Raw genomic sequence first — 11,180 nt, 5'->3', positions numbered from 1 at the left:
CGGCGCCGTAGGCATCACAGCAACCCCACCCACCCGCACACCCAACGGACCCAGAACATCAATATCCATCACGCCAAATCCCCTGTTCGTGAGTGGCCTGCATCCCGTGCTGATCCCGTATCGATCCCGTGTTCACTCAGTAAAAAACCAGCAACCCGGTTTGTCAATACCAGACCGGTCATCCGGTTTCTACAGGCACCAACCCGCCCTTGAGTACACCTAAAGCCCTCTTGGGAGATCTGCCGTGGGACACGAAAACCCCCTCGTCACAGGCGTACGAGAGGGAATGATGAGACATGTTCGACGAACCCGCGGCCGCCGCCCGGCGGCCCTCAAGGGGCCTCAACAGCCCAGGAAGCCTCGAAAAAACAGCCGGTCAGGTCTGTTTATCGGCCGGGTTTCAGACCGCCTCCCCTGTCAGCTGCGGCAGGACCAACTCCCAGAACGCGTCGATCCGCTGCCCCGAGAGCCACCCCTGATCCCTGCCGCCGAGCACCTCGAAGCCCACGGTGGCCGCGACGATGGCCGGGGCGACCCGCTCCGGCGTCACGCCGTCCGCGAGGCCGCCCTCACGCTCGGCGCGCTCGAGCATGTCCTCGACCCACTCCTGCCAGTAGCGCCGCACGTCGGCCGTCGCCCCCAGCGCGGGTTCACCCCCCAGTTCGAAGCCGGCCCGCACGACGACGTCCTCCGCCAGGCGGCTCATCAGACCGTGCGTCGCGTCGACCAGGCCCTGCAGTGCACCACCGGGTGCGCCGTCGGCCGGCGCGTACTCGGTGATCGTCCGCAGTCTGCGTGCCGCCTCTTCCTCCACCGCCCGGGCCAGCGCCCGCTTTGACTCGAAGTGGAAATGCAGCGCCCCGTTGCTGACCCCTGTCCGCCGGCTGATGTGGGCGAGCGAGGCCGCCGCGTACCCCTCGCGCGCGAACACCTCCGCGGCGGACTGGATCAGAGACTGACGGGTCCGGACCGCCCGCTCCTGCTTGGCCATCGCTCACCTCTCCAAGACAACCTGCCTTCAACGCGGCCGTGCCGACATTCACGGACTCATGACGTCGCCAGGCCCCCTGCGACGCGCGACCGGGGCCGTGCACTGCAAAGAACGTGCCGCACTTTCACCGCGATCGGAACAACAAACCAGCTGGTTGGTTTTGTCGCGTCCTTAACGGCCGAAGCAGTGCGGGGTCCAGTCGGCAAGGTACCGCAGCCGCCCTGGATCGGGCCCGCCGGGGCGCCCGCCGACACCAAACCTGCCCCTGGACCTGAGGTTACGCCCACAATCGGACGGTAGACACCCCTCCTCCGGGCGCCAGGGATCACACGTGGCGCAAAATGCATCGCGCCGCCGACCCCGCAGCGGCAAGCCGAGCGCTCACTTACAGGCAGCAAATAAACCGCAAGGTTGGTTTGTTAACGGGAGGGAGAACAGACCCACGCCGTTGCTTTCCTTGCATGAAGCATGCAACGCGCCGTTCGCGTCCGCCGCGGACACAGTCATCGGGCACCCGCGGCGCGCCCTCAGTCGGCAGCCCTCAGCTCGCTGCCCTCAGCGCACCGCCCCGGAGCCGGCGGCCCCCATTGCCCCGCGCTCCGGAACCGGAGCCAGCGCGGGAAGGAGCAGGAGCCAGAACCACGTGAGGGGATCGGGCGAGCGCCACCGCGCGTCGTACGCCCCGAGCACCTCGATCCCGACCGTGGCCGCGACCACCGCGTCCGCCGCGTCCCGCGCCGGGACACCGGGCGCGAGCCCGCCCCGCGCCTCGGCCGTCGCCAGCGCTCCCCGGACCCACTCGCGCCAGGTGCCCCGCAGGTCTTCGCCCACCCCCGCGCGCTGCCCCGCCCCGCACAGGTCGAATCCGGCACGCAGCACCACGTCACTGCCGAGGGCCCGTACGAAGTCGTGCGTGACGTCGATCAGGCGCTGCAGTTCGCCCCCTCGCACAGGCCCGCGGCCCGGCGCATCGCTCCCCGCGCCGGCGTCGACGATCCGGGCGAGCCGCGCCGCGGCGGATGCCGCGACCGCGTCCGCCAGGTCCGCCTTGGTGGCGAAGTGGAAGTACAGGGCGCCGTTGCTCACCTTGGCCCTGGCGGTGACCATCGCGAGCGAGGCCGTCTCGAAGCCCTCCCGGTGGAACAGTTCGGCGGCCGCCTCGATGAGCGCGTTCCGGGTCCGTACCGCGCGTTCCTGTTTGGTCATCAGGGCTCCGTTGATGCGCTGGGCTGCCGACTGCCCCCGCACGCGCAGGCACGCGGGCACGCAGGCCCCGAGATCATCCGAGTACCGCCTTGAGCATTGCTCAAGGCATCCCAGTAAGCGCCTACAGCACTCCTCTTGCGGATGCCCCCTCATCGGCCGCGCGGCCGCACGCCTTTTCGCCGCAGGCGGGCGTGTGACCACAAGGGCCCGCCGACGGGCGGCAGTTGCCCGAACGGGCGCGATCACGGCCCGCAGCAGGGGCTTTGGGCAAAGATCGGGCTTGAGGGTCAGATTCAAGTCAGCCCGCAGTAGATTGAGTGCGGAGTTATCGCCCGTTCTGGCCCGAGAGGTCGGAACGGAATGCTCCATTTCTTGTCACGCAGCATTGCCCGGCGCCTGTAGAAAATAAACCGGGTGGTCTGTATGTTGAGACGCGTGAGGCGCCCTGTACGGCACACTCTCCAGTTGCGATCCGGGGGATCAACATGTCCACGAACACGTTCCGCCCCGCAGAAGACACCCTCCACCGAATACCTGCCGGCCTGGCGCCGCAGGATCCCTGGCCCATGGTGCCCAAACCGGTCCAGCTCACCACCACGGTGCCCAGGGAGTTCGTGCACCGGGCGGCCCTCGCCGAGGTGCTGCTCACCGGGAAGCGGCACGACGACGCCGGGTTCGGCGTCACGGCCCAGTGGCCGCGCTGCCACAGCTTCTTCACGCCGATCGCGGGGCTGTTCCACGACCCCCTGCTCGCCACGGAGACCATGCGGCAGGCCACATACCTTCTGTCGCACACGGAGCTCGGCGTCCCGCTCGACTACCAGTTCCTGATGCGCTCCTTCGCCGTGTCGGTGCAGCCCGAGCAGATGCGCGTCGGCCCCGCCCCGGCGGACCTCGACATCGAAATGACATTCGCCGAACCCAGCGGGGGCCGCGGCAGGCTCACCGAAGCCCGCATGTCCGCGGTGATCCGCCGGAACGGAGAGTCCGTGGCCACGGGCAGCTTCACCTATACGTGCATCACGCCGTCGGCGTACCGCAGGCTGCGCGGCAACCAAGGGCTCATGCACATCCCGCTGACGGCACCGGTCCCGCCGCAGAGCGTGGGCCGGGTGTCACCCACCGATGTGGTGCTCTCGCCGATCGGTGCCGAGAACCGCTGGCAGCTGCGCGTCGACACCCGCCACCCCGTGCTCTTCGACCACCCCGTCGACCATGTGCCCGGCATGCTGCTGTCCGAGGCCGCACGACAGGCGGCAACGGCGGTCCTCGGTTACGGCCAACTCCTGCCGGTCCGCATGGAGACCAAGTTCTCGAAGTACGTCGAGCTGGACGCTCCGTGCTTCATCGAGGCTGTCCGGCTGCCTTCCGGCGCCGACGGGGGCGATGTCGTACAGGTCACCGGAGCGCAGGACGGGCAGGAGACCTTCCGGGCCGAGATCACGGCCGTGCCCGCGCCCGTGTAGTCGCGCCCCTCTCTCATCCGAACCGCTCCGTATGATCCGCGGCCCAAGTGGCGAACGGCGTCCCCGGCCTGCCGAGTAGCTTCGCAAGTGCCGGGTCCGTGCCCGCCTTGGCCCCGGACCGCTGGCGCCGGGCGCTGGCCAGTAGTGCCTCGACGACCGTCTCCGGATAGCGCCCCAGCATGGCGGTGCGTGCTTGCTCCGGCGTGAGCTCCACGAACGTCAGCTGCCGGCCGATCGCCCGGCCCAGTTGCGTCGTCTGCTCGACCGGGGTGAGCGCTTCCGGGCCGGTCAAGGTGTAGGCCCGGCCGGTATGCCCCTCTTCGGTGAGAGCGCGAACCGCGACGTCGGCGATGTCGCGCGGATCGACGCATGCGTTGGCAGACGTGCCGTACAGCGCCCGGACCACGCCCTCGGACCGGATATCGGGGGCCCACGCCAGGGTGTTGGACATGAAGGACCGCGGCCTCAAGAGTGTCCACGCGAGACCCGAGGAGCACAGCAGTTCCTCGGTGTCACGCTGCCAACGGGTGATGGCGTCGTCCGCGCCCTCGTCCTGGACGGCGGCGGCGGACACCTTGACCACGTGTTCCGTCCCGGCGCTGCGGGCCGCGCGCAGGAACCGTTCGTCCTCCCCGCCCCCCACTCCGCAGGTGATCAGCAGCGCCCTGCGCACGCCCCGCAGCGCTCTGCCCAGCGAGGCCTCGTCCGCGTAATCCCCCTGAACCACCTCGGTTTGGGGGCGCAGGGCGGTGAGCCGCTCCGGCCGCCGCGCCAGCGCGCGAACCGCTGTGCCCGACGGCATCCGGGCCAGGGCATGCCTCCCGATGGTGCCGCTCGAACCCGTTACCAAAATCACCGGACCTCCAAAGCGTCTGACGGGTTTCCACCACCGCGCGAGCGCATGGAGCTGCCAGGCGCGGTAAGATACGAACTTGACGGTTTGTTTGTAGGGGCATGCAACAAGGAGGTGGACTCATGGTGAAACAAGACCGCGCGATCCGAACCCGCCGGACCATCCTGACGGCGGCTGCTTCGGTGTTCGAAGAGCGCGGCTATCAGGCAGCGACGATCACCGACATCCTCGACACGGCCGGCGTGACCAAGGGCGCGCTCTATTTCCACTTCCAGTCCAAGGAAGATCTGGCCTACGGAGTGATGGCCGAGCAGGGGCGGCAGGTCGTCGTCCCGCCCCGGACCTGCAAGGTCCAGGAGCTCGTCGACATCGTCGTCCTGCAGACCTACCGGCTGCAGACCGACCCGATGGTCCGCGCCGGAACGCGGCTCACACTCGATCAGCAGGCCACCGACCTCAACCGTGCCAGCCCCTTCCAGGACTGGGTCACGGTCGTGTGCGCGCTGCTCGAACAGGCCAAGCAGCAGGGCGAGTTGTTGCCCCATGTCGTGCCGATCGAGACGGCTGAGCTGGTGGTCGGCGCCTACGCCGGCACCCAGGCCATGTCGCAGGCGGTCAGCAACTACGCAGATCTGAACAAGCGTGTCCTGGTGATGCTGCGTCACGTACTGCCCAATGTCGTGGTCTCCTCCGTGCTCACGACCATCGATCTGTCTCCCGAGCGCGGCAAGATGATCTACTCCGAGGCCGTCGTGGAGGCCGACAGAATTTCCCTCGCGGACGTCCCCGCCTGAGCGGCTGACGTCGGCGCAAGCCACCCGGACAGCAGCCGATCAAGGTCATCGGCGCTGTCGGCATGTTCCGACGCCCGGGCGATGTGACCGTCGGGCCGCAACAGCAGTGCGGCACAGGGAAGTTCTGCCACTGGTTCGGCCCATACGGTCCGCACGGCATCCCGCGTCGCACGCCGGCTGCCGGGGCTTCGGCGTTCTGCTCCGTGGTCGAACCGGAGCAGCAGCATGCGCCGGTCCCGCAGCAGCCGGATCACGTCAGTCGGCCCGTCGGCCGTGTTCAGGGCCACGTTGTTCAGAAAACGCCCCTGCCAGCGGGCCGGGTCGCCGTGGGCAGGCGCCAGGATCTCTTCCTGCCCGCTGACGAGGAGACCGAGCTGCTCCGGGTCGGCGCCGTGGCCGATGCCAGGGACCAGCTCCTCCAGCGAGGCCGGAGCGTTCCCCGGCCGCATCAGCTCCACCTGCGCGCGTACGTTGTCGATGACGCGCAGGGCGGCAGGACGGCGCTCGGCCTCGTACGTGTCGAGCAGGCCCCGGCAGGCCACGTCCCGCACGGTGAGTGCCAGCTTCCAGCCCAGGTTGAGCGCGTCGAGCAGCCCCGTGCTCAGGCCCTGTCCGCCGATGGGACAGTGCACGTGCGCGGCGTCACCGGCCAGCAGCACGCGCCCCGACCGATAGCTGCGGGCGAGGCGCGAGAAGTCGCTGAAGCGGCTCAGCCAGCGCGGTTCGTCCATGCCGATCTCCCGGCCCACGATCCGCGACGCCTGCCCGCGGAACTCCTCGAGCCCGAGCGGGAGCAGGTGGTCGACGTGAGCCCTCGTAAAGTCGCACACACGCAGGTGCAGTCTGCCCTCGGGAGCCGGCTTGGCCACGACCCAGCCGCGCGGCGTGCGATGCCAGCCCGGCTCCGGCGCTTCGGCCCCGGCACAGCGAACGACTCCGGCCATGGCCGCCATCGTCGGCGCGGACGTATCGGACGGGATGCCGCTGAGAGTCCGCACCGTGCTGCGGCTGCCGTCGGCCCCGACGACGTAGGCGGCCTCGAACTCGGTTTGCCCGCCGGGGTGTTCGGCGCTCACCCGCACGCCGGTCCCGCCGCTCTCGAGCCCGACCACCCGGTGCCGGCGCAGCAGCCGCGCGCCCCCGGCCAGCGCCCGCTCCTCGAAGAGCCGCTCGAAATCGGCCTGCGGTCGTTTGATCAGCGGTTCCGGCTCGCCGGCGGGTGCGGTGAGCTCCAGGCCCCACGCTCCCGCGAAGTGGAACGGAACGCTGACGACCCCTTCGCCCGGCGGGAGTTCGGGAGCGGGCAGATAGCCCCCGCGTGCGAGGACCTGCCCGGCGCGGGCGTGCACGGTGGTCGCCCTGGGGCGGGCGGACACGGCGGCCCGCTCCTCGAGAACGACCGTCCCGACGCCGTGGGCGGCGAGCTCGGCGGCGAGCAGGAGGCCCACCGGGCCACCACCCACGATCACCACATCTGTGCGGACGTGCGTCATCACGGTCGCTCACCCCCGGCCGGAAATCAAAGACACCAACAGACACCGTCGAACCAGCGAGAAGAAAATATACCGGTTGGATGGTTGTTTTTGCCGGGGTCGCCGCAGAACACTTTCAGCCAATGCGGAGAAGAGCTCTACCGGCGCGCCATTGGGGGTTGAATAGAAAACCGGTGAGTCCGTATCTTACGTGGAAGTGCTCGATCACGTGCTCGATCACGTGGACCTTCTTCCGGGGGAGAAGTCTGATGAGCTTGATGACTTCAGGCGCTTCGGCGTCGCGAACAGCGGTCAGCTCGATCGGGGAAGGGCACCCCGAATCCGGCCCCGGTGCCCTGACCACGACGGTGCCCAGTGAGTACGTGCACCGCTCTTCGATGGCCGAAGTCTTTCTGACCAGCTGCCGCAGGACGAGCGGAGCGCGCTTCACGCTCACCGGCCAGTGGCCGCGGGCGCACGCCTTCTTCAACGGTCCCGACGGGCGGCACGATCCGCTGCTCGCGGCGGAGACGATGAAGCAGGTCGCCCTGTATCTCGCGCACGCCGAACTGGGCGTGCCGCTCGGCCATCGCTTCATGCCGTGCGACCTGTCGTTCACCGTCACCCCGGACGAACTCGCCATCGGGGATGTGCCCAGCGACCTCATCATCGAGGCGGACGGCGCCGACCTCATGCGCAAGGGCAGCCGCCTGGTGGAGTTCTGCCTGGACCTCACCATCCGGCGCGGCGGCCGAGTCCTTGCCACCGGCACCGTGCGCTTCGTCTGCCTCTCCCCCGGTGCCTACCACCGGCTGCGCGGCGCGGCTCCGCAACCCCCGCCGGCCCAGCGGCCCTCGGACGTGACCCCGTCCGCCTTCGGCCGCGGTCTGCCGCGGGACGTGGTCCTGGCATCGAGCGACCACCCCGGCCGCTGGCGCCTCAACCCGGACCCGCACCACCCGGTCCTGTTCGACGTCGGCGACGACCACATACCGTCGATGGTGCTCCTGGAGGCCGCACGCCAGGCGACGTGCGGGCTGCTCGCCGCCGACCGCACGCTGACCCTGACGGGCATGGCCACGGAGTTCCACAGCTACGCAGAGTTCGGCCGCCCCTGCTGGATCGACGCCGCTCCCCTCCTCGCGCAGGACACCGACACCATGAGCGTCCTGATCACCGGCAGCCAGGGCGGCCGCCGGGTCTTCGGCTCGCAGGTCAGCGGAATCGTGAGGCGGCGCAAGGACTGACCGTCCGGCCTGTCACAGCGGCAGCGTGATGCCCATCTCCCGCATCGCCCGCGACGGCGGTCCGCCCTCGGAGCGCTCCGTCTTGTAGCCCTTGCTGCTCGGCGCCAGGGTCCGCGGATCGACCGCCTCCGCCGGGGCCGAACCCGCGTACAGACCGCCCGGATCGGAGTCCCGGTCGTGCGGAAGGAGCCAGAACACCCGGCGCCGGAAGGTCCCCGATGAGCGGGACGACTTGGCCTGCGGGCCGAGCAGCGCATAACCGACCATGCGTCCGTCACGGTGGTAGGCGGGCCTGCCGCGCCGCGTGGGCAGCCGGTCCAGGCTCTGGCGTACGTAGTCCAGGGCGTCGATGTCCTCGAGCCAAACGAGTTCGGCCTCGTGGGAGATCTCGTCCTCTGCGATGAGGGCGCTCATGCTGTCTCCTCGTCGGCGAGCGTGGTCAGCAGTCCGATGCCCGGGTAGTACTTGCGCTGGTTGGAAAGGATCATTTCTTTCGGCGACTCAAGTCCCACTGCCTCGCGGACCCGGGCGGCAAACGCCCTGGACGAGACTGCGGGAGCGCCCTCATTGTGGCACCAGGCCCGGTAAGCGGCGTACAGCTGCGCTTGTTCCGCCCTTAATTCCGGGTGGAGCGCGCAGGATTCGCCGATGAAACGCCCGGTGTGGTCCTCGGTCTCCGCGTACGCCGTCGTCGCGATGCGCACCCGCTCGGGTCCGGCGAGATCCTTCTCGCCACGCAGGTAGCGACGGGCGCCTTCGATCAGCCAGTTGAGGATGCCGGGTCCCTCCTCGGTGACCAGGATGTCGGCGAGGTTGTCGACCTTGCGTTCGTCGGAGACGACCCGCTCGAAGGGGATGAGCCGCATCCGCCGCCAGAACGCGAAGCCGCCGCTGCCGACTTCGGGCCGGTGGTTGCCGAGCAGCCAGAGCTTGTGGGTGGGCTCGAAGGAGAAGAAGTCCTGCCTCATGCGCCGCGCCTTGATCCGGTCGCCGCCGGTGAGCAGCTTGACCCTGGCCTCGTCGAACTTGTCGCCCGGCTTGACCTCGCTGCACACGATGACCCGGCGGCCGTGCAGTTCGGCGAGGTCGGTGGGATGCCCCTCGTACGGGCGGGCCATCAGGAAGCCCGGCGGCGCGGCATCGGCGTAGTCGCCGAGGAGCTTCATCAGTACGTCGAGGAGTACCGACTTGCCGTTCTTGCCGGAGCCGAAGAGGAACGGCATGACCTGCCCGCCGACGTCGCCGGTGACCGAGTAGCCGAGCAGCACGTGCAGGAAGTCGATCATCTCGGCGCCCTCGGGCCCGTCGCCGAAGGTGTCGGCGAGGAACCGCGTCCAGCGCGGGGTCGGCGTGGGCCGCGGCGGCAGCGAGGTGGCGCGGGAGTGGAAGTCCCTGCCCGGCTGCGCCTTGCGCAGGACACCGGTGCGCAGATCGACGATGCCCGCCGGGGTGCACAGGGTGTACGGATCGGCGTCCAGGAGCGTTGCGTTGAGAACCATGCCGGGGGCCGATTTGGCCTGGCTGAGCATGGCGTTCATACCGCTGGTGGACAGGGCACGGCGGCGGTGCTGCAACAGGGCGGACGCGGAGTGGATGCCGCGCGGGTCGTCGCTCGCGATGGCCTCGGCGAGGTCGCCTGCGGCCCACAGCACGGTGTCGTCCTCGTCGATCTGCCAGCGGTTGCCGTCCCAGCGGTACCAGCCGAGGCCCGGTACGTGCCGGTAGTCGTCCGCGTACAGCTTGACGAAGAGCTTGGCGTTGCCGCGGTCGGTGAGCGTGTCGGGCAACAGGCCCTGCGGTACGGCGATTTCGGCGGGCGTCTCGCCGCGCTGCTGCGGCACCTGCACGGGCTGCACCGGCTGTACGGAGGAAGCGGATGCCTGCGGGGACTGGGCGTCGGCGAGGATCTGGACGGCCACCGCCTCGGCGTCGAAGTTGAACAGGGGTATGTCCTCGGGCGTGTTGTTCAAGGCCGGCCCCCGAGGGCGAGGGGGCGGCGCTCGCCGGCGCGCAGGCCGCTGCTGATGATGGATTCGCAGCGCCGGTCCTGCCCGGGCCGTACGTCGGCGGCGAGCTCGGTCAGGGTCCGCTCGGCCTCGTCCCGCGCGAGGTGTCCCGCCGCGACGAGCCCGCCCGCGGTGAAGGCGGCCCGGTTGAGCTTCTCGGAGAACGCCGCGCCCTGCGGAACGGCGGCGCAGGCCGCCACCTCGGCCAGGACCTTGTCCAGGGCCCTGGCGGCCCCTTGGCGTCCGTCACCGGCGGCGGCCACGGCCTGACGAGCCCTGGGCGGCGGGACGGTGGCACTCAGGGGCGGCCGCCGGGCCGGGGCGAGGTGCCCGGTGCGCTCCAGCTCGGCGGCGAGCCAGTCGGGCAGCAGCGCGGGCTCACGGGTGGCACCGACGGGCGTGTAGGACCCGTCAGCCGTACGGGTGCCGGGCGCGACGATGTAACCGCCGTGGGCCCGGATGTCGACCTGCCAGGCCAGGGCGCGGCCGCTGCCGGAGCCCGTGGAGGACTGCCAGCGGTGGCCAGGGTGGGCCCGGTACCAGACGTGCAGGCCGCCGGAAGGCGTACGGACGCGCAGCGTTGCCGTATCGGCGGCAGGGCTCTGGGCACCGCGCAGGGCGGCGAGCACACCGAGGGTGTGGAAGCCGTCGGCGAGTCCGGTGAGGTCGATGCCGTCGGCGATGGTGATGCCAGGCAGGAGACGGGCCCGGTCGGGCAGCGGCTGCGCGTGCGCGTCGACATCGATGACGACAAGACCTGCGGGCCCGCAAGCCACGCCCACTCCCGGATCCCGGCCCTCGCCCGTACCCCACCAGCGCTCGATCCGGCCCGGATCGAGCGTGGCGGCACGGAAGCCGTGGCACCAGCGGCCGTCCGGCAGACAGGGACAGCCCTCATGGGTGTGCCCCGGAGCGCGGCAGGCCTCGCAGTTGCCCGCGGGCGTCTTGCGCCCGGCGGCCAGGGGATGAACCGGCCAACCTCGGCCCGCGCACCACTTGGCCGTCGCGAACGACCGACCGGCCGGCGGCCGTCTGCCGGACTCCGACCATCCGCTGGCCGGCGTCCGTCCGCTGAGCGACTGTTCGCTGCGTGAAACTCGCAGCTCAGCAGCCATGTATTTCCCCCGTCAGCGACTGAAGCGACT

General features: G+C 70.0%; 10 protein-coding genes. 3 read left to right on the top strand and 7 right to left on the bottom strand.

Annotation, left to right across the window (positions count from 1 at the left end):
* Positions 1–400: 400 nt before the first annotated feature.
* Both ACWFR3_RS40500 and ACWFR3_RS40495 read right to left on the bottom strand, forming a co-directional pair.
* On the bottom strand, positions 401–991 hold the full coding sequence (locus ACWFR3_RS40500; RefSeq protein WP_453739714.1) for a ScbR family autoregulator-binding transcription factor: 591 nt from the start codon (positions 989–991) through the stop codon (positions 401–403).
* Between the two features lie 555 nt (positions 992–1,546).
* Positions 1,547–2,197, bottom strand: a complete 651-nt coding sequence (locus ACWFR3_RS40495; protein WP_453739713.1) for a ScbR family autoregulator-binding transcription factor — start codon at positions 2,195–2,197, stop codon at positions 1,547–1,549.
* 485 nt (positions 2,198–2,682) lie between these two features.
* On the opposite strand from ACWFR3_RS40495, the gene ACWFR3_RS40490 reads away from it, so the two are divergent.
* Entirely contained in the window at positions 2,683–3,663 is a 981-nt protein-coding gene (locus tag ACWFR3_RS40490) for a ScbA/BarX family gamma-butyrolactone biosynthesis protein (RefSeq protein WP_453739712.1), read from the top strand.
* Between the two features lie 13 nt (positions 3,664–3,676).
* Here the strand turns inward: ACWFR3_RS40490 and ACWFR3_RS40485 are convergent, their stop codons facing one another.
* Positions 3,677–4,519 (bottom strand): SDR family oxidoreductase, encoded by an 843-nt coding sequence (locus tag ACWFR3_RS40485; protein ID WP_453739711.1) that lies wholly within the window; start codon positions 4,517–4,519, stop codon positions 3,677–3,679.
* A 119-nt stretch (positions 4,520–4,638) separates the two neighbouring features.
* On the opposite strand from ACWFR3_RS40485, the gene ACWFR3_RS40480 reads away from it, so the two are divergent.
* Entirely contained in the window at positions 4,639–5,310 is a 672-nt protein-coding gene (locus ACWFR3_RS40480; RefSeq protein WP_453739710.1) for a ScbR family autoregulator-binding transcription factor, read from the top strand.
* Here the strand turns inward: ACWFR3_RS40480 and ACWFR3_RS40475 are convergent.
* Positions 5,253–6,803, bottom strand: coding sequence for an FAD-dependent monooxygenase (locus ACWFR3_RS40475; protein ID WP_453739709.1), 1,551 nt, complete (start codon positions 6,801–6,803; stop codon positions 5,253–5,255). The two genes, ACWFR3_RS40480 and ACWFR3_RS40475, sit on opposite strands and share 58 nt — an antisense overlap.
* An 80-nt stretch (positions 6,804–6,883) precedes the next feature.
* Here ACWFR3_RS40475 and ACWFR3_RS40470 point away from each other — a divergent pair, with 80 nt between their 5' ends.
* A complete protein-coding gene (locus tag ACWFR3_RS40470; RefSeq protein ID WP_453739708.1) occupies positions 6,884–8,029 on the top strand; it encodes a ScbA/BarX family gamma-butyrolactone biosynthesis protein in 1,146 nt (381 codons plus the stop codon).
* 12 nt (positions 8,030–8,041) lie between these two features.
* Here ACWFR3_RS40470 and ACWFR3_RS40465 read toward each other — a convergent pair whose 3' ends face one another.
* The 3 genes from ACWFR3_RS40465 to ACWFR3_RS40455 are packed head-to-tail and all read right to left on the bottom strand — an operon-like array spanning position 8,042 to position 11,150.
* A complete protein-coding gene (locus tag ACWFR3_RS40465) occupies positions 8,042–8,443 on the bottom strand; it encodes a DUF6009 family protein (RefSeq protein ID WP_365866291.1) in 402 nt (133 codons plus the stop codon).
* Positions 8,440–9,999: a DNA primase family protein gene (locus tag ACWFR3_RS40460; RefSeq protein ID WP_453739707.1), complete on the bottom strand. Its 1,560-nt coding sequence runs from the start codon at positions 9,997–9,999 to the stop codon at positions 8,440–8,442. Before ACWFR3_RS40460 ends, ACWFR3_RS40465 begins: the two co-directional genes overlap by 4 nt.
* Positions 9,996–11,150 carry a bifunctional DNA primase/polymerase gene (locus ACWFR3_RS40455; RefSeq protein ID WP_453739706.1) on the bottom strand — a complete coding sequence of 385 codons (1,155 nt, stop codon included), beginning with the start codon at positions 11,148–11,150 and terminating at the stop codon, positions 9,996–9,998. Before ACWFR3_RS40455 ends, ACWFR3_RS40460 begins: the two co-directional genes overlap by 4 nt.
* Positions 11,151–11,180 lie beyond the last annotated feature (30 nt).

This window comes from Streptomyces sp. NPDC055189 (assembly GCF_053606765.1).
Note: the sequence above shows the minus strand (reverse complement) of the source record. Positions and strands in the feature narration are given on the sequence as shown.

Excerpts from the sequence above, each read along its gene's own strand:
- ACWFR3_RS40470 (WP_453739708.1), top strand. The coding sequence starts at position 6,884 with ATGGTTGTTTTTGCCGGGGTCGCCGCAGAACACTTTCAGCCAATGCGG.
- ACWFR3_RS40455 (WP_453739706.1), bottom strand. The coding sequence starts at position 11,150 with ATGGCTGCTGAGCTGCGAGTTTCACGCAGCGAACAGTCGCTCAGCGGA.
- ACWFR3_RS40500 (WP_453739714.1), bottom strand. The coding sequence starts at position 991 with ATGGCCAAGCAGGAGCGGGCGGTCCGGACCCGTCAGTCTCTGATCCAG.
- ACWFR3_RS40465 (WP_365866291.1), bottom strand. The coding sequence starts at position 8,443 with ATGAGCGCCCTCATCGCAGAGGACGAGATCTCCCACGAGGCCGAACTC.
- ACWFR3_RS40480 (WP_453739710.1), top strand. The coding sequence starts at position 4,639 with ATGGTGAAACAAGACCGCGCGATCCGAACCCGCCGGACCATCCTGACG.
- ACWFR3_RS40495 (WP_453739713.1), bottom strand. The coding sequence starts at position 2,197 with ATGACCAAACAGGAACGCGCGGTACGGACCCGGAACGCGCTCATCGAG.
- ACWFR3_RS40490 (WP_453739712.1), top strand. The coding sequence starts at position 2,683 with ATGTCCACGAACACGTTCCGCCCCGCAGAAGACACCCTCCACCGAATA.
- ACWFR3_RS40475 (WP_453739709.1), bottom strand. The coding sequence starts at position 6,803 with ATGACGCACGTCCGCACAGATGTGGTGATCGTGGGTGGTGGCCCGGTG.